This is a genomic window from Aeromonas sp. RU39B (assembly GCF_900156095.1).
Lineage (GTDB): Bacteria > Pseudomonadota > Gammaproteobacteria > Enterobacterales > Aeromonadaceae > Aeromonas.
Map to the genome: position 1 here is coordinate 477,397 of NZ_FTMJ01000002.1, position 24,029 is coordinate 501,425.

At 57.6% G+C, this 24,029-nt stretch carries 22 protein-coding genes; 11 read left to right on the forward strand and 11 right to left on the reverse strand.

Features of this window, described 5'->3' with window-relative positions:
• Positions 1-5 precede the first annotated feature (5 nt).
• From kduI to BW958_RS04935, 3 genes are all read right to left on the reverse strand, one after another.
• Positions 6-842, reverse strand: a complete 837-nt coding sequence (gene kduI, locus BW958_RS04925; RefSeq protein WP_076574612.1) for a 5-dehydro-4-deoxy-D-glucuronate isomerase — start codon at positions 840-842, stop codon at positions 6-8.
• Between the two features lie 198 nt (positions 843-1,040).
• Positions 1,041-2,051, reverse strand: a complete 1,011-nt coding sequence (gene kdgT / locus BW958_RS04930) for a 2-keto-3-deoxygluconate transporter (protein ID WP_076574613.1) — start codon at positions 2,049-2,051, stop codon at positions 1,041-1,043.
• 20 nt (positions 2,052-2,071) lie between these two features.
• Positions 2,072-2,566 (reverse strand): NanQ anomerase/TabA/YiaL family protein, encoded by a 495-nt coding sequence (locus BW958_RS04935; protein ID WP_083687236.1) that lies wholly within the window; start codon positions 2,564-2,566, stop codon positions 2,072-2,074.
• A 718-nt stretch (positions 2,567-3,284) separates the two neighbouring features.
• Here BW958_RS04935 and BW958_RS04940 point away from each other — a divergent pair.
• The 8 genes from BW958_RS04940 to BW958_RS04975 all read left to right on the forward strand — a co-directional run bounded on the left by BW958_RS04940 (position 3,285) and on the right by BW958_RS04975 (position 10,613).
• Positions 3,285-3,728 (forward strand): hypothetical protein, encoded by a 444-nt coding sequence (locus BW958_RS04940; RefSeq protein WP_076574615.1) that lies wholly within the window; start codon positions 3,285-3,287, stop codon positions 3,726-3,728.
• Between the two features lie 295 nt (positions 3,729-4,023).
• Positions 4,024-5,007 carry an autoinducer 2 ABC transporter substrate-binding protein gene (locus BW958_RS04945; RefSeq protein ID WP_076574616.1) on the forward strand — a complete coding sequence of 328 codons (984 nt, stop codon included), beginning with the start codon at positions 4,024-4,026 and terminating at the stop codon, positions 5,005-5,007.
• Positions 5,008-5,058: 51 nt separating this feature from the next.
• Complete coding sequence (locus tag BW958_RS04950) at positions 5,059-6,540, forward strand: sugar ABC transporter ATP-binding protein (RefSeq protein WP_076574617.1); 1,482 nt, start codon at positions 5,059-5,061, stop codon at positions 6,538-6,540.
• Positions 6,533-7,507 carry an ABC transporter permease gene (locus BW958_RS04955; RefSeq protein WP_076574618.1) on the forward strand — a complete coding sequence of 325 codons (975 nt, stop codon included), beginning with the start codon at positions 6,533-6,535 and terminating at the stop codon, positions 7,505-7,507. The genes BW958_RS04950 and BW958_RS04955 overlap by 8 nt, the downstream gene beginning before the upstream one ends.
• A complete protein-coding gene (locus tag BW958_RS04960; RefSeq protein ID WP_076574619.1) occupies positions 7,504-8,457 on the forward strand; it encodes an ABC transporter permease in 954 nt (317 codons plus the stop codon). The genes BW958_RS04955 and BW958_RS04960 overlap by 4 nt, the downstream gene beginning before the upstream one ends.
• A gap of 213 nt (positions 8,458-8,670) precedes the next feature.
• Positions 8,671-9,387 carry an energy transducer TonB gene (locus BW958_RS04965; protein ID WP_076574620.1) on the forward strand — a complete coding sequence of 239 codons (717 nt, stop codon included), beginning with the start codon at positions 8,671-8,673 and terminating at the stop codon, positions 9,385-9,387.
• A gap of 105 nt (positions 9,388-9,492) precedes the next feature.
• Positions 9,493-10,170 carry a MotA/TolQ/ExbB proton channel family protein gene (locus tag BW958_RS04970; protein ID WP_076574682.1) on the forward strand — a complete coding sequence of 226 codons (678 nt, stop codon included), beginning with the start codon at positions 9,493-9,495 and terminating at the stop codon, positions 10,168-10,170.
• Between the two features lie 14 nt (positions 10,171-10,184).
• Complete coding sequence (locus tag BW958_RS04975; RefSeq protein WP_076574621.1) at positions 10,185-10,613, forward strand: ExbD/TolR family protein; 429 nt, start codon at positions 10,185-10,187, stop codon at positions 10,611-10,613.
• Positions 10,614-10,690: 77 nt separating this feature from the next.
• Here the strand turns inward: BW958_RS04975 and BW958_RS04980 are convergent, their stop codons facing one another.
• Positions 10,691-12,319, reverse strand: coding sequence for a methyl-accepting chemotaxis protein (locus BW958_RS04980; RefSeq protein WP_076574622.1), 1,629 nt, complete (start codon positions 12,317-12,319; stop codon positions 10,691-10,693).
• Positions 12,320-12,634: 315 nt separating this feature from the next.
• On the opposite strand from BW958_RS04980, the gene BW958_RS04985 reads away from it, so the two are divergent.
• The gene (locus BW958_RS04985; RefSeq protein ID WP_076574623.1) at positions 12,635-12,883 is read left to right on the forward strand and encodes a DinI-like family protein; all 249 of its coding nucleotides are present in this window, start codon (positions 12,635-12,637) and stop codon (positions 12,881-12,883) included.
• Between the two features lie 110 nt (positions 12,884-12,993).
• On the opposite strand, the gene BW958_RS04990 is transcribed toward BW958_RS04985, so the two are convergent.
• The 5 genes from BW958_RS04990 to dcuC all read right to left on the reverse strand — a co-directional run bounded on the left by BW958_RS04990 (position 12,994) and on the right by dcuC (position 19,204).
• Positions 12,994-13,767 carry a DUF2927 domain-containing protein gene (locus tag BW958_RS04990; RefSeq protein ID WP_076574624.1) on the reverse strand — a complete coding sequence of 258 codons (774 nt, stop codon included), beginning with the start codon at positions 13,765-13,767 and terminating at the stop codon, positions 12,994-12,996.
• Positions 13,768-13,769: 2 nt separating this feature from the next.
• Positions 13,770-14,264, reverse strand: coding sequence for a M48 metallopeptidase family protein (locus tag BW958_RS04995; RefSeq protein ID WP_076574625.1), 495 nt, complete (start codon positions 14,262-14,264; stop codon positions 13,770-13,772).
• A gap of 39 nt (positions 14,265-14,303) precedes the next feature.
• Positions 14,304-15,953: a hypothetical protein gene (locus BW958_RS05000; RefSeq protein WP_076574626.1), complete on the reverse strand. Its 1,650-nt coding sequence runs from the start codon at positions 15,951-15,953 to the stop codon at positions 14,304-14,306.
• A gap of 127 nt (positions 15,954-16,080) precedes the next feature.
• Positions 16,081-17,724, reverse strand: a complete 1,644-nt coding sequence (locus BW958_RS05005) for a bifunctional metallophosphatase/5'-nucleotidase (protein WP_076574627.1) — start codon at positions 17,722-17,724, stop codon at positions 16,081-16,083.
• Between the two features lie 127 nt (positions 17,725-17,851).
• Positions 17,852-19,204 (reverse strand): anaerobic C4-dicarboxylate transporter DcuC, encoded by a 1,353-nt coding sequence (dcuC, locus tag BW958_RS05010; protein WP_076574628.1) that lies wholly within the window; start codon positions 19,202-19,204, stop codon positions 17,852-17,854.
• Positions 19,205-19,403: 199 nt separating this feature from the next.
• Between dcuC and BW958_RS05015 the strand changes: the two genes are divergently transcribed.
• Positions 19,404-19,994 (forward strand): DUF922 domain-containing protein, encoded by a 591-nt coding sequence (locus BW958_RS05015; RefSeq protein WP_076574629.1) that lies wholly within the window; start codon positions 19,404-19,406, stop codon positions 19,992-19,994.
• A gap of 33 nt (positions 19,995-20,027) precedes the next feature.
• Here BW958_RS05015 and mnmC read toward each other — a convergent pair whose 3' ends face one another.
• Positions 20,028-22,037 (reverse strand): bifunctional tRNA (5-methylaminomethyl-2-thiouridine)(34)-methyltransferase MnmC2/FAD-dependent 5-carboxymethylaminomethyl-2-thiouridine(34) oxidoreductase MnmC1, encoded by a 2,010-nt coding sequence (mnmC, locus tag BW958_RS05020; protein WP_179078816.1) that lies wholly within the window; start codon positions 22,035-22,037, stop codon positions 20,028-20,030.
• Between the two features lie 89 nt (positions 22,038-22,126).
• Between mnmC and fabB the strand changes: the two genes are divergently transcribed.
• Positions 22,127-23,338 (forward strand): beta-ketoacyl-ACP synthase I, encoded by a 1,212-nt coding sequence (gene fabB, locus BW958_RS05025; RefSeq protein WP_076574631.1) that lies wholly within the window; start codon positions 22,127-22,129, stop codon positions 23,336-23,338.
• Between the two features lie 68 nt (positions 23,339-23,406).
• Here the strand turns inward: fabB and BW958_RS05030 are convergent, their stop codons facing one another.
• Positions 23,407-23,913, reverse strand: a complete 507-nt coding sequence (locus BW958_RS05030) for a GNAT family N-acetyltransferase (RefSeq protein ID WP_076574683.1) — start codon at positions 23,911-23,913, stop codon at positions 23,407-23,409.
• Positions 23,914-24,029 lie beyond the last annotated feature (116 nt).

The following is a 24,029-nucleotide window of genomic DNA, read 5'->3' on the forward strand; positions in this document are numbered from 1 at the left end:
AAGGGTTAGCGAAGATCGGTGACGGCAATGTGGTCCATGTCATCAAAGACCTGGTTTTCACCGATCATGCCCCAGATAAAGGTGTAAGCCTGGGTGGCCACGCCGGAGTGAATCGACCAGCTGGGGGAGATCACCGCCTGCTCGTTGTGCACCAGCAGGTGACGGGTCTCCTGGGGCTTGCCCATAAAGTGGAACACGGCCGCATCAGGGGCCACATCGAAGTAGAAGTAGACCTCCATGCGCCGCTCGTGAGTGTGGCAAGGCATGGAGTTCCACAGGTTGCCCGGGGCAAGACGGGTCATCCCCATCGAGAGCTGGCAGGTTGGCAGCACGTCCGGCACCAAAAATTTGCGGATGGTGCGAAGGTTACCGGTCAGCTGATCGCCCAAGGTACTGGTGACCGTCTCGCTCTGGGTAATGGCGCGGGTCGGGTAGCTGGCGTGAGCCGGCGCACTGTTGTAATAAAGCTTGGCGGGTTGGTCGGGATTGGCGCTGGCAAAGCGCACTTCGCGCGCGCCCATGCCGACATAGAGCGCCTCTTCGTTGCCGATTTCAAAGTGCTGACCATCCACCTCGATCAGCGCAGTGCCACCGATATTGATAAGGCCGAGCTCCCGGCGCTCAAGAAAATAGCTGACGCCAAAGGTTTTACCGAGCGCGGCATCAAATGCCAGAGAGTGCTGGGTGGGCATGATGCCGCCGATCACGATGCGATCGATATGGCTGTAGGTCATGCTGATCTCGCCCGGGACGAAGATCGTTTCAACCAAAAACTCGCGGCGCAGGCCGGCGGTATCGAGCTGTTTAGCGTGGTCGCTGTGAATGCTTTGACGAATTTCCATGGTACTCATCCGTTATTGCGGTGAAGTGGGCAGTGCAGGGCGCGATAACGTGGCTATGCGTGGTCTGTACTGAAATTAACGCCCTCGAAAGGGTCAAAACGAGCTCTGATAAGTTCGTTGCCAGTGCCCTCTGGGCTGATTGTTTGGATAGGGCACTCGCAACGACGTTATCGGGGGCGACACGTCGCCCCCGCAAGATCAGTGGTGGTTGCGCGCCATCTGCGAAGCTGGCGCGTCGTCATCAGCAACCTGATGCATTGGAGAGCCAGCCACATGGCGGTGATACAGGGCGGTCAGGATTGGCACCAAAATGGCGGTCACAATCACGCACGTAGCAACCAGCGCCGTGGCCGATTGAGCCACCGGGGCAAACGCCGGGTTCATCTGGGCAATGATCACCGGGTTGGCGACCGCAGCGCCTGCGGTGGAAGAGGCGGCCACGCCGGCTGTGCCGTTACCACCTGCCAAGAACTTGTCTGCCAAGATCAACGGGATGCCGGTGATGACGATCACGCAGACTCCGAGCAGGATGCCAAGCAGGCCGGTGTCGAGGATGACGCCCAGTTTGATGGTGTTACCCAGTGCAAAGCCAAAGAAGGGGATCAGGGTGCCTGTGGCCTTGGCAAAGAAGGCGCGCAGTTCATGATCAAGGTTACCCAGCGCAAAACCGACCAGGAACGGCAATACGGCGCCGAAGAAGTGGTGCGGCGAGAAGGAGGCCATGCCGGCGGAGCCGAGGATCACCATGGTCATCAGCGGACCCGACTCGATGGACATCAGTACAAAGGCGCCAGACTCTTCCTTGCTGCCGTACTGGTTCATCAGGCTGGCGTACAGGCCGCCGTTGGTCATGTCCATGGCCGATACGATAGCCAAGGTAGAGAGCCCTGCCAGCATGCCCACTTCCAGACCGTTTTCTGGCAGTAACTGGGCGGCGATCACCGCCACAATCCAGGCTGTGGCGATCTTGGTCAGCACCAGTACGCCGGATTTACGCAGTACCGTGCCCGTCGCGCGCAGGTCAATCGAGGCGCCGATGCAAAAGAACCAGACCGAGAGGATGGGGACGGTGCCGGTCATGATCCCTTTGGTAAATGAGCCGTAGTACTCGGCCGCACCGGGGAAAAAGGTATTGGTGCAGGCGCCCAACAGCAGCGGAACCAGCATGATCCCGCCGGGAATTTTGTCGATATTTTTCTTGATATTCATGGGTGTCTCTCGGGTTGGATTCAGAGTTGGTGATCGGCGGCGGCAAGCCACTGGCGGTGGATTTTTACCACGGCCTTTTTAATGGGCATGGGCGCATTGACCTGGCACAACGGGCGGTGCAGCTCACGGGGATAAAACGAGGCAAACATACCGGCGCGAAGCGACAGGTGCTGAGTCAAAGCTGGCTCGTCGGTAAAGAAGAGATCCGGATGGGTGGGGGTGACACCGTGCTCGGTGGCAACCAGCGGCCCGCATCCGATCATCTCTTCACCCGACAGCAGGATCTGAATATCGATATAGTGCTCGTGAAATTCACTGCGGCATTCATCGCCCGCCTTGGTAGACGGCGAAGAGATCAGGACAAATACCTGATCCTGATGTACCTCATATTTGCCATCAGCCAGACTCAATAAATGTTGATGGGAAAAGAAATCATCGGCCAATAATGCTTGTAAGCGCGTTGGCAGTAATGAGGACTCAATATCATCCAGATAACCAATAACCACAATATCCATCCTGACTTAGGTTGTTGAAAATAATGCTGAGCCCGTGTGTTTTTATCCATGCAGAGCGATAAATGACGGCAACTATTTCACAGCAGATGCTCTTGATGGCTTTCATTGTAACGGGAGAGCGCAACCCAACAAGATCAATGAAACGTTGTTTCTAAAATTCGTGAAACAGATCCCATAAATCGAAACACACAATTAAATGATTCTTTTGTCATTTGCCTTTGCGTGATGATCGATATCAATTTTCCTGAGTTATTTAATTATTCATTTAATTAAATGGCCTCTTTGGAGTCCTTTGTCTTGCAATGAACTGGACTGAAGGCGTTTTCTGGTTTTAAAAAAGTGCGTATGGCGTGACGGCAGGTTTCGTTTTCTTCGGCTTATGCCATTGCACGCAGTGAACGGCGCTGTCAGTGGGTGAGGTTGACAGTCTGTGACGTTGCTCTGCTGAGATACCACAAAAGGGGTGGTATCTCAGGCGATGAGGGGTAGAATGACAAAACGTGATGTATATCACGTCACTTGGCTTGGACTCGTTGCCGGCCACCGCGCCCATTGAGGGTGGCTGTGCAGCATGGAGAGCGGGGTAAACCCGCTTGGCATGACGCCTTTGCCGATCATTGAATATTGTTGTGTTCACGGAAGAGCGCGCAGGCAGACCGATTCAGGCCTTCGGGTCCAGCACAGGTGTCTGCGCGCAAGATATCAAGGGAGTGAAAATATGTTGACCTATCAGGATGGGCAGAGCGCCCTTAGCGTGTCACTGGTTGCCGAGCAGACGGCGCCCCTCACGGTTGTTTGCCATTTTGACAAGGCGCAAGGTGCCCCTTGGCTGATGCAGGCCGGGATTGGTGGCCGATTACCGGCCGGTGAGCAGGTGGTGGCTCTGCTCGCACTTAATGGCACACTGCAGGCACAACGTTTTGTGTCGTTTTCCGAAGCCCTGCGCTGTATGGCGCTGACCTGGCACCGCGCCACCGGGCAGACTCATCTCAACGTGTCTGCCTGTGAGGCCAGCGAGTTTTCCTATCATGCTTGTTATGGTGCCCATGCCTGTCAGGTGCTGGCGAGTGCGCTCGATGAACCCGATTATTTGGCGCATTGGATGATGGGCACACCGGTGACCAGTAATGAGCCGCTGCCACCTGAATCACTGTGCGGATAATATCTGGTTGCAACACGTCGCAAGGGCGCCTCATGGCGCCTTTTAAATATAAACAATATCGACATGACAATATTTTATTGCTGCGGCGTAGCTGCGTCGCTATTTAACGAGTGTCACGCCAAGTTATTCGCTCACAAAAGTCATATGTCGCCATTTTTTAATATCGGGTGCGCGCGATCACAAAACAAAGCAGAAGCGCAATTCTCCATGTGATTAGCAGAAACGGACATGTCTGACGATTAATATCGGCGCTACCGTTGATGGCGGTATTTCACTCAATCTCCTTGAGGTGTCTATGAAAAAAACGCTGCTGTCCGGTTTATTTACTGCAGCCATCATGGGCGCGGCCTGCTTTTCGACCGCGACTCTGGCTGAACAAAAGGAGGTGGTTAACATCTCCAAGGTCGATGGCATGCCCTGGTTTAACCGTATGGGCGAAGGGGTGGCGATGGCAGGCAAGGCGTATGGCCTGAATGCCTATCAGATTGGTCCTTCCAGCACCGATGCCCCGCAACAGGTCAAAATTATTGAGGATCTGATTGCCAAGAAAGTCGATGCGATCTCGATTGTGCCCAACGATGCCAATGTGCTTGAACCGGTATTTAAGAAAGCCCGTGACGCAGGCATTGTGGTATTGACCAATGAATCGCCGGGACAACCCAGTGCTAACTGGGATGTGGAGATCATCGATAATGAGAAGTTTGCCGCCGAATATGTTGAGCACATGGCAAAACGCATGGATGGCAAAGGCGGTTATGTCATCTATGTCGGTGGTTTGACTGTGCCACAACATAATTTGTGGGCTGACCTGTTGGTGAAATATCAAAAGGAACACTATCCGCAAATGTTTGAGGTGACCAAGCGAATGCCGGTGGCCGAAAACGTGGATGAGGCGCGCCGAACGACCCTCGATCTGATGAAAGCCTATCCCGAGTTGAAAGCCGTCGTCTCGTTTGGTTCGAATGGACCGATTGGCGCAGGGCGTGCCATCAAAGAAAAACGGGCCAAAAACAAGGTGGCAGTGTACGGCATGATGATTCCGTCTCAGGCCGCCAGCCTTATCAAGAGTGGCGACATTACCGAGGGAATCACCTATGACCCGGCTTCGGCTGGTTATGCCTTGACGGCGGTCGCCAATAGCCTGTTCAAGGGCGAGGCCATTGGGCCTGGCTATGAAGTCCCCACTCTGGGTAAGGCCGATGTGGATGTGGACAAGCGGATTATCCGTTTCCACAAGGTGCTGCTGGTCAGTAAAGAGAACATCGATTCGCTCCACTAACAGCGTGGTGGCGCCAAGCTGGCGCCACCCATTCTTTACAAGGAGCGAGTGATGGAGCCATTCATCTCACTCAGTCAGGTGAGCAAAACATTTCACGGAACCGTTGCTCTTCGCGATATCGAACTTGATTTTCGCCCGGGTGAAGTGCACTGCCTTGCCGGTCAAAATGGCTGCGGTAAGTCCACCTTAATCAAGATCATGTCTGGGGTATATCAGCCCGATCCGCGTGCCCGTATCATGTTGGGGGGCAAGATTTGGCCCAAGTTGACACCGCAAGCCTCGATTGCCGAGGGGATCCAGGTTATCTATCAGGATCTCTCCTTGTTTCCCAACCTGACAGTGTGGGAAAACATCGTTATCCATCATTACCATTCACCTGGTTGGGTGCATCCTGCCGCGCTGCGGGAGCGGGCACGGCAAGCGCTGGCAAGCATTCAGGTTGATTTGCCACTTGATACCTTGCTAGGCGAACTCTCGGTGGCGCGGCGTCAGCTGGTGGCTATCAGCCGGGCGCTGGCGCAAGATGCGCGCCTTATCATCATGGACGAGCCGACCGCCTCGCTGACCCATCAGGAGGTGCAGGGGTTGCTTGGCGTGGTGCGTCAACTGCGTGATAAGGGCCTCTGCGTGGTGTTTGTCAGCCACCGTCTTGAGGAGGTGATGGCGGTCTCGGATCGCATCTCGGTACTCAAAGATGGTGAGTTGGTCGGTACCTATCCGGCGGTTGGCATGACTGCCCGTCAGCTCGGCGTTTTGATGACCGGTCAGGCATTTGACTATCGGGTACATGCGCCTTTTGACGCGGCTCAAGCGCCCAAGCTCGAAGTGCGGCACTTAAGTCGCCGCGCTGAATACGACGATATCTCCTTTTCCTTGCACGCCGGTGAGATTGTCTCGCTGGTGGGACTGCTCGGTGCCGGGCGCACCGAGCTCTGTTTAAGCCTGTTTGGTATGACCCGGCCTGATCACGGAGACATGTTGCTCGATGGTGAGCCACTCACGCTTGCCAGCAATCGTGATGCTATCGCGCGCGGTATCGCGTATGTCTCAGAAGATCGCATGAGCCGTGGGCTGGTGATGAGCCAATCGATCGGTAATAACATCCTCTCGACCGTGTTTGAGCAGGTGTGCAGCCGACTTGGCCTGATTCATGAGCCCAGTGCGGCGGCACTTGTTGAGGCGCAGATCCGTGCTCTGGCCATCAAGGTGGCCGATCCGGCGCTGGCAGTAAACACCCTCTCCGGTGGTAATGCCCAGCGGGTGTCGATCGCCAAATGGTTGGCCACCGAGCCTGCGGTGTTGATCCTCGACAGTCCCACCGTCGGGGTCGATATTGCCAATAAAGCGGGGATCTACCACATCATCAAGCTGCTGGCTGCGCGCGGTTTGGCGATTTTGCTGGTGTGCGATGAGCTCGATGAGGCGTGGTATCAAAGCCATCGGGTACTGGTCATGCAGCATGGCCGGCTGGTCGGTGAGTATGTGCCGGCCCGGGATGACGAGCAGCAACTGGCGGAGGTGGTTAATGGCTAATCTGTCCCGTTTTCGTCACGAGATCACGCTCGCCCTGCTGATTATGTTGCTGGTCGCCGCGCTTGGCTGCACCACGCAAGAGTTTCTGACGTTTGGCAACCTGTTTGATCTGGCCAACAACTACGCCATGTTGACCATTTTGGCCTGCGGCCTGTTTATGGTGCTCATCGCCGGTGGTATCGACATCTCTTTTCCGGCCATGACCATCATCGCCCAATATCTGATGGTATTGGGTTTGGCTCACCTTGGCGGCAACTTTGTGGTCGCGTTCTTGCTCGCCGGCATGGTTGGGCTGGTGTTGGGATTGATTAACGCGCTGTTGGTCAACCGCCTGCGGGTACCCGCGATCATCGTGACCATCTCCACCCTTAATATCTTCTATGGCTTGTTGCTCTGGGGGAGTCGGGGCGTCTGGCTTTACGACTTTCCAACCTGGTTTGAACAAGGGGTCACACTGTTTCGATTTACCGCGAGCGACGGGTATGACTATGGCCTGACCTTGCCGCTGCTTGCCATGCTGGCCACGGTGGCTGTGACCGCCCTGATCATGAATGCCACCACGGTGGGGCGCAGCCTGTATGCGCTAGGGGGCAATCAGGAGGCCGCTTCGCGCCTTGGCTTTAACGTGTTGCTGCTGCAGATGTTTGTCTATGGCTATATGGGGGTGCTCAGTGGCGTGGCCGGGGTGGTGCAGTCTTATACCGTGATGACGGTGGCGCCAGATTCGCTGCTCGGTTACGAGCTGACCGTACTGGCTGCGGTGGTGCTGGGTGGTACCAGCCTGATGGGCGGGCGGGGCACTCTGGTCGGTACCCTGCTTGGGGTGATCTTGCTGGCGGTGATGCAAAACGGTCTTAACTTGCTGGGTGTTTCTTCTTATTGGCAGACCCTGATCACTGGTTTGGTCATTGTGGCCAGTATCAGTATCACGGCCTGGAATCAGCATCAGAACAGGAGTCTGTTATGAAGCAAGAGTGGCGGGGACGGGTTGAGTTTTACCTGTTGGGCTTACTGATGCTGACCGTGGTGGGTTTTAGCTTGCTGATGCCTGGTGTGTTCTGGTCGGCCAACAACTTCCAGTCGATCGCCTCGCAAATGCCCACGCTGGGACTGCTTGCTCTGGCCATGGCGATCACCATGCTTTGTGGTGGGATCAACCTGTCGATCATCGCCACAGCCAACAGCTGCTCTCTGGTAATGGCCTGGGTGGCCGTTCAGTTGGCGCCATCCTTGTCGGCGGTTGCGTTAACCCTATTGGCCGGCGTGCTCACCGCGCTGGTGATCGGTGCGGCTAATGGTCTTCTGATCGCCGGGCTGCGCGTTTCACCCATTCTGGCCACCCTCGGCATGATGACGCTGCTCAAGGGGGCCAATATTTTGCTCACCGGCGGCAGTGCCATTGCCAACTATCCGGATTGGGTGCTTTGGCTAAACCGGGCGCAGTGGTTTGGGGTGCCGCTTCCCATGTGGCTGTTTTGCGCCGTGGCGGCGCTGCTGTGGCTGGTGCTTGAACGCAGTCGCCTCGGCCGTTTCATCTATTTGATAGGCGCTAATGAGCGCGCTTGCCATTACGCCGGTATCAACACCCGCCGCGCCTTGCTGATGGTGTATGTGCTCTCGGCGCTGCTTTGCTGCGTGGCTGCATTCTTGATGATGTCCAAGCTCAACTCGGCCAAGGCCACCTACGGAGAGTCCTACCTGCTGGTGTCGATTTTGGCCGCAGTACTCGGCGGGGTGAACCCGGATGGCGGGGCAGGGCGGGTGGTGGGGATGATCCTGGCGCTGGTACTGCTGCAGCTTATCGAAAGTGGTTTCAATATCCTGGGCGTCAGCCCCTATCTGACCATGGCGCTCTGGGGCGCCCTATTGCTGGCCTTTATCTGGCTGAAAGGACGCGGGGATCCGCAGCACGCCTAGCATCATCACATTGGATAAATTGGGGCCATATTGGCCTCTTTTTTATGCAACCAGGAGCGCGCTAACACTCACTGCTGGATAAATCGCCATCCGGAAGGCGAGCAGCCTATAAGGGGTTGATTGATATTGATAATGACTCTCATTGGGAGTAGAGTGTCGTTCTTCATAAAGCTCGGTTAGTCAGTGGCGTACGAGGTAGTGGTAATGAGTGGCATGGCAGAACGGGCAACCAAGTTGATGTGTGGCGGGGTTGCGCTCGCGCTGCACGGCGCAGCTGCGTTTGGGCTCTACCACGGATCGGAAACATTGCCCGAGCCTATTCCCCAGCCAACCGTGTTGTCTGCCCGTTGGGAGGCCCCACCGGCACCTGTTGAAAAACCAGCGCCTCCTGCTTTGGCGCCAACACCTGTGCCGGTTAAACCGGAGCCCAAGGTTGAGCCGGTGACACCGCCGCCGCCCAAGCCCCCCAAACCGGTAAAACCGATAAAGCAGCCCAAGCCTAAGGTGCAGAAGCTTGCCTCAACCTCGACGCAGCCACACCGCGAGCTGGCGCAAGTGGAGTCCAAGGCACCGGTGGCAGCCAAGCCCGCCCCGGTCACGCCGGTTGCCGCAGCATCGGCGCCGGCCAAGACCAGCGCTAGCGGCACCAGTGCACCCATTGGGCGCTCGGCGGCACTCAATAACCCGGAGCCGGGTTACCCACCGGCCTCACGGCGACTCGGTGAAGAGGGCAAGGTGGTGCTGCGGGTACAAGTTTCCGCTGACGGTGAACCGCTGGAGGTAGACGTTGCCACCAGCAGTGGTTTCCGCCGGCTTGATATCGAGGCGCGTCGCACCATCGCGCGCTGGCGTTTTATACCGGCCAAGAAGGATGGCAAACCCATTCCTGGCTCGGCCAATGTCACCATCATCTTCAAACTGAGAAAGTGATTCATGGATATGACCTCTACAAGTGCAGCGCTTGCGACTGCTCCGCTCTCCACTGCGAGCTCAGCCCTGGCAACCGCGCCGGTCACCCAGCCGGCCACACCCTTGATGGGGTGGGAGCACCTTGTCAACCAAAGCTCCCCGATTGGACTGACCCCGCTGGTGCTGCTCTGCCTTATGTCGGTCGGCACCCTCTATTACGTGCTTTACAAGGTGTGGGTATCCAGTCGTGAGCGTCATCATGGTCGCCGTTTCTTAAACGCCTTCTGGCAATGTCGCTCGGTGGAGGATGTGCGTGCGGTGGTCTCCTCCCAGCATGCCTACGGTCGCCTGACCCAGGCGGCATTGAGCGCAGCCGATCAGCTTAGCACAGCCCAGAGCGAGCAGACCGCCGTGGCGCTGGGCTCGAGTGATGAGTTTTTGTTGCGGGCGCTGCGTCAAGCCATTGCCGAAGAGCGTCTGCGCAGTGAGTCCGGTCTGACCTTCCTTGCGTCGGTCGGCTCGGCGGCACCGTTTGTCGGTTTGTTCGGGACCGTATGGGGCATCTACCACGCCCTGCTGGCCATTGGGGCCGCCGGTCAGAGCAGTCTCGATAAGGTGGCCGGTCCCGTGGGGGAAGCGTTGATCATGACCGGTTTCGGTTTGGCAGTCGCACTGCCGGCAGTGCTGGTCTACAACGCCTTTGTGCGTCGTAACCGGGTGTTCATGGCAACCCTCGACGGGTTTGCCCATGACCTGTTTGCCCTGCTGGCAACCGGCTTTCAGCCAGCCACAGGCAACAAGTAATCCAGGAGGATCGTATGGCATTTGGCAATCTTTCTAGTGATGGTGGTGAAGAGGGCGGTCTGCAGTCCGAGATCAACATGATCCCGATGATTGACGTTATGCTGGTGCTGCTGATCGTCTTTATGATCACGGCGCCGCTGCTGACCAATGCGGTCAAACTCGAGTTGCCGCAGGCCACCAGCCAGGTCAATGAAGTGCAGCCTAAAGACATCACCTTGTCGGTGACCGCGGATGGCGTGCGGCACTGGAATGGCAAGGAGGTGGATGAGGCGCAGCTGCTCACCCTGATGCAGGCGGCAGCCAAAGAGAACCCGCTGCCGGAGCTGCAACTGCAGGTAGACAAGAGCGTCGAGTATGGCGAAGTGGCCATGCTGATGGCGCAGGCCTCCCAGCAAGGGCTCGACAAGCTGGCATTTGTCAGCGCGCCGAAGGAAACCCAGTAAGCGCTTGTATCACCAAGTTTGACCATGAGAGCGGGGCCGCAGTGCGGCCCCGTTGTTGGTTTAACAGATGCCAGCCATCAGACCCGGAATTTTTTAACCCGTCCCGAGAGTTGCCCGGTCAAGGATTCCATCTGCTGACCGCACTGGCTGACCGAGTTGGAGATGCGGTGCGCCTCTTCGGTCAATTCGCTTAACTGTGACATCCCCTGATTGATCTCGTTCATCACCAGGCTCTGCTGCTCGGTGGCAGAGGCAATCTGCACGTTCATCTCCTGCACCTGGCCAACCAGACCCTGAATGTCGCTGAAGGTGCCGCGCATCTGGCCGGTCATCTTGACCGACGCCTGCATCTGCTCAAACCCGCTCTCCATGGCGGCTACCGCATTGGCCACCTGCTGCTTAAGTGAGCTGATCATCTTCTGGATATCTTCCGTCGAGTTCTGGGTGCGACCGGCCAGAGTGCGTACTTCATCGGCAACCACCGCAAAGCCACGACCTTGATCGCCCGCTCGGGCGGCTTCGATGGCTGCATTAAGGGCCAGCAAGTTGGTCTGCTCGGCAATGCCGCGAATCACATCGAGCACCGAGGTGATGCGCTCGGACTCGGCCGCCAGCTGGGTAACGATTTGCCCGGCATTTTGCACACTGGCAGATAAACGGTTATTCATTGCGATGTTCTCTTCGAGCAGCTCCATCCCCTGATTGGCGGCGGCTTGGGCATCCTGGCTCTGGGCGGAGGTTTGCTGGGCATGCTGGGAGATATCGTTGATGGCATGACCGATTTCGGTAAAGGCGGTCACCAGGGTATTGAGCTGGGCATGCTGGCGGTCACTGATGACTTCGGCATCGTGCACGATTCTGCCAAGGCCGCTACTCTGATCGCCAAGATGACCCACATCGCTTATCACATCGCGGATCAGGTGCTGCAGCTGATCAAGCAGACGGTTAAGGCTGCCAGAGAGCTGGCCAAGCTCATCCCCGGTCTTGATGGGAATGCGGCTCACCAAATCCCCTTCGCCTTGGCTGATATCGTCAATCTTGCCGCGCACTTCATTGACGGCGGTGACGATCATGCGCGGGTTGACGTAGCTCAAAATGAGGCCGATCAGCACTGAGATGGCGGCGATGATCAGGGTGATGTGTTGACGGCTGTCGACCACAGCTTGAGAGTCTGACTGCATCTGTTCAGTCAGTGTGCCAGCCAGTTCACCTGCGAGGTTGTACTGCTCGCGCAGGGTCGAGAAGGGATCGGACATCGCCTGCTGCTGTGCCACTGCCTCGGCCTGTTTTCCGGCTTGCAGCAAGGTAAAGACTTCACTTGCCCCTTTGTTCCAGCTCGCAAACAAGGTTTCAAACGATGTGAGTTGACCCGCGACGCTCGGATAGGGCGTAAGCAGGTCGAGGAACTTGTGCATGCGGTCATAGGCCTGTTTGACGTTCTCGTCATAGTCTTCGCGTGCCTTGGCCAAGGCATCGGCGTTGTTGAGTAGCAGGGCCTCCTGCACGGCGGTCAATGCCTGATACAGGTCGCGGTCTGCGTTAAGCACCGCCTCTTCGGCCGGGAACATACGAACGGCGATATTGGCCGTGTTAGCCTCAAGGGCCGTCATGGCCCGGTAGTTGATGACGCTGCTAATGAGCAGCAGCAGGGTGAGCAGCACCAGGCCTGCGCCAACCTTGATGCGGATGCTGGTTGATTTTTGCATATAGCTACCTTTCAGTGTGGTGGACCCTGCTGTCTCACTGACTGGCTGACAGCCTGACAATGAGAGTGAATCAATGTTCGTGCCAAAATACAGACGCATATGAGAAGGGAGTGCCATCCGGGCTTGAGCATGGGCCAGAAGGTCTGCCCACTGTGGCAAATATCACTCTGGCCCCAGTCAGAGCAGGTGACGGCGGACATCCTGCTGCGAGCCCTGAGGAGCAGGCAGACTGAGAAAAGGTGAGGGGGTTGCAGCGCAACACAAGTTTACTGTATATATATACAGGCAATATGCGTTGCAATTTGAGAGGACACGATGAAAATTGAAATCATCCTGGATCGACGCCAATCGATTTCTCCTGCCGTGCAGGAGGCACTTTATCAAGCCCTGCTTGAGCGCCTTAGCGAACGTTATCCCGATATCTCGCTGCGCATTGCGGTCGGCAGCGCCATGGCTCTGAATGTCTCGCGCGCAACCAGCGATGATAAAGAGGCCGCCATTGAGTTGGTGCAATCGGTCTGGGAGGATGCCGATAGCTGGATGCCAGAGGCCGAGCTGGCATGATCGTGCTCTGGCCGAGGGCGTCGGGTAAAGAGTGAATCGGATAAAGAGCGAATCGGATAAACAGTGGGCGGTATCAATAGACTAAAGGCGCTGTGACAGCGCCTGCATGATTACATCCCGGCCCACTGCTTAAGGCTGCCAGCTTGCACCCGCAAGGGGGCAGCATCAATCTCTCCCTCTTGGCGAAGGCGGGCCAGCACGGCGGGTAGCGCCTTTTGCACGGCCTTGACATCCATACCGCTTTTTAACTCAGGGGCATAGAGGATCCGCAGCAGCAGGTAGTCGAGTGGAGAGAGAAAACTATCGATACTGTGGTCGTTGAAGACCGAGGGGAAGACCTGATCCGAGTCGTTAGGCAGCCCCATCACCTGAGTGATCTCCTCGACGACACAATCTAAAAAGCGTCCCTTGTCGCGGGCTCGATCAGTGGGGATCAGCACGCTGGCTCTACTTAGCGCGCCACGCTTACCGACTTTGAACTGTCCAAGACACAGCCCATCACCGAGCGCAGCACTCACCTGATGACCTTGGCCCATCAGGGTTTGTGCCCAGCGAGGGATCTCTGCTTGTCGGGTCATGACGATCACCAGATTGGCACTTTCCCGTGCACTTACCGGCTGAACGGGGACGCCAGTGATGCGCGATAGATGCTCAAGCTGCACGCGAACCACCTCTTGTTGCAGCGACAAATCGCCACTTTCGTTGACCAGAAAGTAGCGCACCGGTTGCTCCCAACGCGTCAGGCGCGCCATGGCGCCGGGCTGGTATTCGCGTTTAAGCGCCACAGTTAAGAAACTGTTCGCCAGATAGCTCTCTTGCTGCCAGTGTTCGGTCGCGCTTGCCATGGAAAGGGGCAATAGCAAAAGCCAGAGCAGTGCCCGCATGATTACTCCTTGGTGAGGGCACGCCAGGTAAGCCACAGGCGCGCATCAAATTCCCATTGATGATAATCGGGCGCCATGTGTTGGCACAGTTGGTAAAAGGCCTTGTTGTGCTCTTTTTCACGCAGGTGTGCCAGCTCGTGCACCACGATCATCTCCAGAAACTGTGGTGGCGCCTCGCGAAACAGGCTGGCGATACGAATTTCGTTGCGCGTTTTAAGTTTGCTGCCTTGTACCCGATTGACGTAACTGTGCAGGCCCAGAGCGTCTTTGAGAATGTGGATCTTGCCGTCATAGACCACTTTGGCCAAGGGGGCGGCACTTTTCAGATAACGGGATTTGAGCCCCTGGGTGTAATCGGCCAGTGCCCGATCACTCTGGATTTGGTGGCGATCAGGGTAGCGTTTGGTAAGCACCGCACCGAGCTTATCGTGTTCAATCAATTGGCGCACCTGCGCCAGCAGGGATTCAGGGTAACCGGCAAGATAGGGAAGTTGCATAGAGAGTATCAGGGCCTGCCGTAGCAAGCCCTGCCTGGATTAACGGCGTTCGTACAGTCCATCGGCTACCTGCTGGTAGTGATCGAGCACGTAGAGATAGAAAGATTGGGTAGACGGCGGTTGCTTGGCCAATGAGGCCACAATCTCGTCGAGTTTTTTCTGGTTGGTAATGATAAAGCGCGGCTGGGTCTGTTTGAGCTGATCCAGCACCCGGGAGCGCACATCATACGGTGGATTGACGTTGGCAAAGAACAGGTAGGCCGAGGCCGGGGTTTGGTCCGTCCACAGATAATATTGCGGCCAGGTGCCATCGACCCAGAGGGTATCGCCAGGCGTGCTCTTCTCGAGGATCTTATCCACGCGCACCTGAGCCGGCGGATTGAAGGGGCGACCACGTTCGGTACCGTCCCAGACGTTGTCGGCGATAACCAGCAGCATAGCGAGGCTTGCCAACCAAGGCATCAGGTTACGTACATCCCACGCGCGCCAGAGCGGCACCACCACCAATACAGGCAGTGCCCACAGCAGACTCACACCAAGGACTTCACGCACCCGCTCCAAAGACCACTCCTTGGTGCTCCAGCCAAAACCCAGTTGCTGCGCCATCAGCCAGGCGGCGGTAAGAGCCAGACTGCCGACACACAGCAGTGCCAGACCGTCGGCGTTATCTTTACTGCGCTCGAGCAGGCAAGCCAGTGGCAGCAGGCCCAGTTGCAGATAGAGCACATCGTAGTGATCGAACACATGGCCCGATACCGAGTTGGCTACCAGCGTAAACAACACGCCGAGCAACGTAGCCATCATTACCGGCATACTCCAGTGCCACTGGCGGGTCAGCATCAGCACCACATAAGCCGGCAGCAGCATGATAAGACCGGTACGAAACAGGCCTACTGCGCCCACGGCCAGCGAGTTGCCATTGCCGTAACTGCCTTCAAAGAAGATGGCGAAGGAGTAGTAGCGAAACGCCTCAAGCACGCCGTGGTAGTGGAAGTAGGCGAGCAGCGGCCCACCGACCAATGCCAGACCGAGCAGGCTCGAGAGCAGCAGTAACAGTGCGCTGCGCCATTGCTGCTGGCTGACCCAGAGCATAAACAGTACCAGATACCAGGCACCCCACAGGCCGCCATTATTGAGGCGCATCCAGGCCACCAGTGCAAAGGTGACGGCGGCGACCAGTGCCGGGAAGGGGCGAAAACGGCCATCAAGCAGCAGGGTAATGAAGGCCCATTGACCGATCAGGGCCAGATGGAACGTCCAGTCCTCGGTCATGTTGCCGTAGTAATAACGGGTGCCGTAGAGGGCTATCAGCGCCAGCAGGGCGCCAAAACGCGGCCGGTTAGACAGGCCCAGCTGTTCAAGGGCGTGCCAGCTTGCCATCAGCCCAAGCCAGCAGGTGAGCCACTCCAGCCCCCAGATCCCGCGAAAACCACCCAGCAGATAGCCAAGGGCATCAATGGCGAAGATCATCGGGCCCTTGATATCAATCATGTCCCGATAGAGCACACCGCCTTGCGCCCACATCTTGCCCATGACGGCAAACAGTGAGGCATCAAATCCCGGCGCCATGCCATAAAAAAGTGGATTGCGCAGACAGAACAGCAAAGCCAACAACGCGGTGCCGATCACGGCGGTGGGCGTCAGGATCGGGTTATGACGGGGAGGGGCAAGACGCATCGGGCGATTCATGGGGCGGTATGCTATCCATCAAGGCTTGAAAGGTGCGGCTATCTTGCCGATCCTGGCCCCGTGTGACAATGGGGATCCCCCCATTTCTTCCTGCTTTTTCTACCCCATCGCCCATAGCTGGGTGGGTCTATTGTGTTTTCGGTTGATAATGCAGCAGTGCTGGGCGCGGCCGCAGGGTTTGCTGGTGGCGGGCCCAATGGGTGAACGCCTCGGCCAGGGTCATGCCAAGCTCGCGGCGTTGATGAGACAGGGTTCGCCGCAGTGCCGTGTACCCCTCTTTTCCCGATGCGGTGTAGGCACTGGATACGCCGCGATATAGGGTCGCGGGCTCTACCTCTTGCCATTGACCGTTGGCGCGCTCCACCTTGAGTGACACGATGCGCTTTCCCCGCGGGGCATTGGCATCAAAGCGGTATTTAAGACCCGCCACATAGGGAAAACTGCCGTTGCCATTGCTGCTGCCATCGAGATTGGTGGCGTTGTTGATAGCGCCCTCCAGTGCATCGCTAAGCTCCTGACCATATACCTCATAGAGGATCAGCGGGATGGCAAAGGGAAGTAGGCGCCCCGCCACATCGGCTTCGGTCAACGGGCCGGTTTCCAGTGAGCAGCGCACGCCCCCTGCGTTATGCAGCGCAAAATCGATGGGACCGCACTGTTTTTGCGTGCTCCAGCGCATCGCCTCGGCCACCAGCGGGGCGAGTTCGCTGCCGTGGGGGTAGTGGCTATCGGGCAGTCGTTGATGATGCAGGGTGGCAGGTAGATAGGCGAGGGTCTCGGCGGCCATCTTGGCCAGTGCCGGTCTCAGGTTATCCGCCAGATAAGCTTCGAGCGCCGCGTCGGGCTCGACCACGGTCAGCGCGGGTAGTCCATCGACCGCTTCCCACACCAGCCATTCGGTGTGGCCGCTGTGGGCAACGATTTTGCCCTGTTCGTTAAACGTCAGGGTGGCAACTCCGAGCGTCTGGGCGCTGTGGCCGGCATGAAACAGTGCCACATCGCCCACCCACAGCGGATAGCTGCTCTTTTCCGCGATCCCAAGATGGGTGAGATCGCCGAGCAGGCTATGAGTGTGCCCCCCGACAATCAGGCTTATCTGTGGAAACTGCGCAGCGAGCCACTGATCTTGGTCCAGCCCCAGGTGACTGAGCACAATGATGTGCACGATGCCCTCTGCCTTGATATCGCTAAACACCTGCTCGAGGGTCTCGACCACCGGTAAAAAGCGGGTCCAGGGATCCGGGTTGGCGATATCGGCCATCTGCGGCAAGGTAATGCCCACGAGCGCAAATCGCACGCCGCCCACGTTTTTCTCCAGCCACGGGCGCTCACAGTCATACAGATTGGGTAAACCGCGCAGCGGCGCCTGACAGTCGGCGGCTTCCATGCGGTTATCCATATTGGCCGCCAGCACCGGAAACGGAACCTCCCGCAGAAAATGGCCAAGCGCCTCGTTACCCAAATCGAACTCGTGATTGCCGATGACCATGGCATCGGGCAAGAGCGCGGTGAGCATGGTCGCATTGGCCTGCTCTTTGAACCGGTTGAAGTAAAGCGAGCCTTGGAAGGTATCGCCGCCGTGTAAAAACAGGCTCGGCTCACCGGCCTTGGCGGCGGCTTCTCTTAGTTGAGTCAAACGGGTTTTCAGGCGCGGATAACCGCCACAGTGTCGCATCACACTCTTGCCATCAGGGGTATGCAGGCGCAGCGGCGCACCATCGAAGTGGGAGTGACAATCGCTAAGATGGGCGAGATGAAGGGTAACAGGCATGGCGCCACCTCCTGACACGGCAAACCGGAAAACGACCAGTCTAACGCGCTTGCTGAGTGAGGGCCAGCGTGCATGCAGAAATGAAAAAGGCCGGCGAGCCGGCCCTTGAATAACCGCAAGGTCAGTGTCAGGCGGGAACCATGATCTCGGTGGCAATGATCACCACCAACAAGCCGACGGCAACCGGTACCGAGGTGCGCTTGACCACCTCAAACGGTGATAGCTTGGCCATCCCCGAGCAGGCGACCACCACACCGGAGACCGGGGACACGGTCCGGCCCAGGTTGGAGGCTTGCAGCATCGGGATCACCAGATAGGCCGGATTGATGCCAAGGCTGGTGGCCAGATTCGGGATCAACTCGACAAAGGCATAGAACGGCGCATTGCCTGAGCCCGTGGTAAAGGCAGCCAGGGTGGTGATCACCACAAGCGATAGCATGATGATCATGCCGCCAGTGCCGAGATCCTGAACGTGGGTGAGCAGGTTGGCGATAAAGCCGATGGTCATCAGGCCTTGGGCAAACACACCGGCACCGACTAGCAGCATCACCACGCCACTAAAGGCATCAGCCATATTGCGCCAGCAGACAGTCAACCCGTCTAGCAACAACTTGCTGCTGCGAACCCGGATCAGCTCCAGCGCACAGGCCAGCACCATGCAGATCACGATGATGGTCACGATATCCAGTTTCGGACCCCATTTGCCGTCGAAGATCAGCACGCCGATGATCGGCGTAAACGGCAGCAGGGCATAGAGCGCCGGGGCGTTGGTCTTGATCTCGCCCTCTTCCATGCGGTGCATGGTTTCACCAGAGCGGCGGTCGAGATAGCGCTGCCAGAAGAAGTGGGCAATGGCCATGCAGGCGATGGCCGCCAGCGATACCGGCAGCGTCAGCTTGAAGGCGAAATCAATCAGCTCCATGTTGGCGGATTTTGCGGCCAGCACCACGTCACCCGAGGTCGGGGAGAGGATGATGGCGGCTGGCGAGGCGCACACCGCCGCAGCCGCACCGCGAGAGATGCCCATGTTGACCATCAAGGGGAACAGGGTCGCCATCAGCAGTACGCCAAGGCCGGTGGCCGAGCTCACTGCCAGCGACATGGCGCAGGCCACCAGATAGGCCGCAACCAGCAGCAGGTAGGGGGATTTGATCACCTTGAGCGGCTTACTGGCGAGCAGCACCAACTTGTCATTGGCGCCGATGTGGCTCATGTAACCGGCAAAACCGCACAGCACCATGATCATCATACCGAGGCCACCGCCACGGTCGTTGAGCAGGAAGCGGATGTATTCAAAGATATCGGTGGCAAGATAGCCGGTGCTGGCGACCTTGGCCGGAAGCACCGGTTTACCCATCAAGGCGGTGATAGCCAGCAGCAACAGGCCACCACCAAGCAGTACACCGGTGGCGGAGTAACCTTTAAAAATGGCGCGGCCAACCAGCACGGTGACCGCTGCGCCTATAAGCAGTTCCAACATAGAGAAACCTGTCAGTAGTATTATTGGGAGCGCGATTCTATTCCCAAAGTGATAGGTTTCGTGAGGGGCATATTTGCATATTGTGATAAGACTCATTTTTTCCCAAGGTGACAGACGTGGGCGAGAGTGAGACGCTAAGGAACAAGAATCGATTGGCGCCACTCAAAAGAGCGTTACATCGAAGAGAGAGGAAGTGACGATGCGAGCGACTGGACGCGTGGCATTTTGCTGTGTTTTTGTGCTGTCGGTTTTCTCAATACCGAGTTGGGCCGCCCTGCCTGCTGTGCAGGTGAACAGCACCGTCAATTTGCGCATGCTCGATGTGGCTGCACCGACCTGGCAAGCATTGGGTCCGGTATTCGCAGAGCGTATCAAGCAGCATGCGTTCGGGCTTGGTCAGGCCAGTTATCGGGTCAATTGGAAACTGGATACCCGCCAGGTGGGTGTGCTGTGTCGCATCTCGGGGGTAACGGTGAGCCTCAATGCAACCGTGATGCTGCCACGCTGGCTGCAGCGCGCGAACGCGACGCGCTATGATCGCCAGCGCTGGGATACGCTGGTGGGGGGCGTGCTCGATTACGAGTGGCATCATCGCGAGCGGATGCAACAAGGGGCTAACGAGATAGGGCAGGCCTTGGCCCGGGTGGCTCCGATGAGCAGTTGCTCGGCGCTGGAGCAAGCGGCGTGGCTGGCAGGGCAGCGTGAGTTGGTGAAAATCAATGAAGAACTCGAGCAATACCGCCGTCAGACCAACAACGGCCTGACGCTCGGCATTGACTGGCCCTCCTGAGCGCACGATATGCTCAGAAAGGCTTTTCGCCTGTTAGAGCGGTTTTCCTTTTAATAGCTTACGCGTCCAGGTGCGGGCCGGATGCAGGGCAGCGAGTAAGTCTGCATCAAGCCCCAGTGGCTCGCCGCAGATCTCGGCGGCCAGCAACTCACCACACAATGGCGCCGAGCAGAGCCCTCGGGAGCCCAAGGCCCCAATCACAAACAGTCCCGGCCAGGTGGGTAAGGTCCAGGATCTATCGCTTGCGTGATCACGCCACTGCATCTCTAACTGATCAAGGATGGCGACCGGCCCGACCACGGGCAGGTGATCGCGGGTGGCGCTGCGAATACCCACGCGTGCTTGCCCATCCGACACATCCACGGCAGTTGGCCAGTCTTGATCAGGCAGGCAGGCAATAAGGCGCGCCCGGTTGTCTGCTTGCTCTTCCTCGCGATAGGTCAGCTCGGTCTGATTGCGGCCATAACTGGCACCAATGCAGTGGCTGCCAGCATGGGCCGGTGTCAGGTAACCGTCGTAGCAGAGCACCTGCTTAAGCGGCTGTAAGGTCTGGTTGGTCCGGATATGGCTGACTTGTCCGCGTACCGGATAAAGTGGCAGCTGAGCAAAGGGGAGCAATTCCCCCAGCCGATGACCAGCGGCAACCACCAAATTGGGTGCTTGCCACGATTGCACCGTGCCTTGGGCTTGCCATTTTTCACCTTGCTGGGTCACCGATTCGATAGTCGTATTGACATGAATCGTCAGAAGACCTGTTGCGCTCGCTTCAGCCAGGGCGGCGCGGGTCAGATCCGCCGGACAGAGCCAGCCTCCTTGCGTATAGGCAACGCCATCGCAGCCGGTTGGCAGACCCACGACCGATGCCATTTCTGCAGCGTCGATACGCTGGACTAACTCAGCCGGGAAGGGACCGGTCAGCATCTTGGCAAGCTTTTGCGACGATTTATCGTCATAACCGAGTTGCACCACACCACACAACGCGTGCGCGATGGGGTGTTTTTCGGCCAAGTCACGCAAGCGGGCGCGGGCATAAGGAAACGCGGCGGCATAAAAGCGCGACAGGAGATCGTGCTCACCGCCAAGCAGTGGATAGAGCGCCCCTTGCCGATTACCCGATGCGCCTTGTGCCGGCGCTGCGTCAGCGCACAGCAACGTGACTTTGCGGCCGCGGCGCACCAATGAGAGCGCTGTCATGGCCGAGGCAATGCCGCCGCCGATGATCAATACCTCACCATCGCGGCCAGCCGGACGCGGATACCCTTTGCCAAAACTGCCCTGCGGCGGCTTGTGTTGACGCTGGCCGACCAGCATTTCGCGCTTTTGGCCATAGCCTTTGACTTTTTGCATGGCCCAGCCGGCGTCAATCAAGCCGCGGCGCACAAAACCGGCGCAGGTAAAGGTAGCCAGCGTGGCATCCTGACGAGCCAGACGGGCCAGCCCAGCAAAGAGCTCAGGGCTCCACATCTGTGGGTTTTTAGCCGGAGCGAAGCCATCAAGAAACCAGGCGTCCACGATGCCGTCTTGATTGTGCGCAACCAAAGGCAGGCAATCCTGGATATCCCCGAGCCACAGATCGAGCGTCACCTGACCGCCTGCAAATAGCAGGCGGTGGCAGCCGGGCAAGGGCAGGGGCCAAGCTGCAATCAGTGCCTGGCTAAAGGTGGCCAGCTCGGGCCAGGCGGCGAGCGCCTTGGCAAGATCGCCTCGGCTTAATGGAAATTTCTCGAAGCTGATAAAGTGCAGGCGCCTTACACCGCTCGAACCGGTGGTCAGATGCTCGCTAAACGCTTGCCAGACGGCCAGAAAATTGAGGCCGGTTCCAAAACCGGTCTCGCCGATAACGAACTGCTCCCGCAAATGGTGTGAAAAGCGCTCGGGCAGGCCGTTTTGCTGCAAAAAGACGTAGCGGGTTTCGTTTAGCCCATTATCATTGGAAAAATAGACATCCCCGAAATCGCTGGAGACCGGTGTTCCGGCGTCGTTCCACTCCAGCCGGGCGAGATGTAGCGATGTTTGGCTCACGTTGACTTCAACTCCCGTCACAAAACGCGGGCATTCTACGTGAAAGCAGACCAGTTGGGCAGCCGAAAGCGAGTAGACTCGGTGCCAGTTTTACCAGACGAGATGGATTAATGAGAAGAGCAGTGATCACCGGTATCGGCGTCATCTCCAGTATCGGCAATAATAAGGAAGAAGTACTGGCCTCCCTGAAAGCAGGCAAGTCCGGCATTACCTATTCCGAGCAGTTCGAGCAATACAACCTGCGTAGCCGTGTCTGGGGTAACATCAAACTCGATCCGTCTGAACTGATCGACCGTAAAGTCATGCGTTTCATGGGCGACGCTGCGGCCTACGCCTATCTCTCCATGCAGCAGGCCATTGAAGACGCCGGTTTGCCGGATGAGATGGTCTCCAACGAGCGTACCGGCATCGTGACCGGTTCCGGCGGCGCCTCCGGCAAGAACACTTCCGAATCTGCCGATATTGCCCGTGAAAAGGGCGTCAAGCGGGTGGGACCCTACATGGTGCCGCGTACCATGTCCTCAACCACCTCCGCCTGTCTCGCAACGCCGTTCAAGATCAAGGGTGTCAACTACACCATCAGCTCCGCCTGCGCTACCTCTGCCCACTGCATCGGTCACGCTCTGGAACTGATCCAGCTTGGCAAGCAGGACATCATTTTTGCCGGTGGCGGTGAGGAGCTGGACTGGTCTTCCACCATCCAGTTCGACGCCATGGGCGCACTCTCCACCAAGTACAATGACACCCCGGAAAAAGCGTCCCGTACCTATGATGCGGATCGCGACGGCTTCGTGATCTCCGGTGGCGGCGGCATCGTCGTGGTCGAAGAGCTCGAGCATGCCTTGGCGCGCGGCGCCCATATCTATGCCGAAATCACCGGTTACGGTGCGACGTCTGATGGCTATGACATGGTGGCGCCAAGCGGTGAAGGCGCCGTGCGTTGCATGAAGATGGCGATGCAGGGTGTCGGCAAGGTGGACTACATCAACACCCACGGTACCTCCACCCCGGTTGGTGATACCAAGGAGCTGGAAGCGATCCAGACCCTGTTTGGCAGCAATGCTCCGAAGCTCTCCGCCACCAAGGCGATGACCGGCCATGCGCTGGGCGCCGCTGGCGTGCACGAGGCTGTCTACTCTCTGCTGATGATGGAACACGGCTTCATTGCTCCCAGCATCAACATCGAGAATCTGGACGAGAAAGCCGTGGGCCTGCCCATTGTGCGTCAAACCGAAGAAGCGCAACTTGATACCGTGATGTCCAATAGCTTCGGCTTTGGCGGTACCAACGCCTCTCTGGTGTTCAGCAAGTTCAAGGGCTGATCAACGCTTGAATAGCAGAAGGGCGCCTTGGGCGCCCTTCTTGTTTTTGTCTGACCGCATAGGCTGCGTTAAAACGCATTGACCGTATTGTGTAAACGCCGGGTCATATAGCGGGCTCCGCTGCCGTATTCATCCAGCGATTTGGGGCAGGGCGTCTCGTTAAAGCCTTGCTTTTGCCAAAACGCTGGCGCGTTTTGTACCGCAACCAGCGCCGCTTTGCTAAAGCCGTTGGCCGTGGCATAACTTAGCGCCCGATCCAGCAGCGCCATGCCGGCGCCCATGCCTCTGGCCTTGCTGGCAATGGCAAGATCGTGAAGGTAGAAGATCTCTGCCTCGGTCATCGAAGGAAGCGGCGTATCAAGCGGTGGGGGGGATGCATGTGGCCAAGGGTGGCATAGCAGATAGCCCAGCACCTCGCCGTGAGAGGTGGCGACCCAACAGCTTGTGGGGGAGCGCTTTACCTTGTCTTGCAGCACCGCAAGTGATTCGGGCTCAAGGGCGTGATAACACTCATCCTGAATGGTCAGAATGGATGGCCAGTCGTTAGGCTGGACCGTGCGGATTGTCAGCGGCATAACACAATTGATGGCACCGAGCTGCTCGGCGGGAGGCACATGGTCGCTGATGGTGAAAAAAAACACAACGGGAAAATAATAAAGGAGCCAACGGCCCCTTTATATTGAGAAAATGG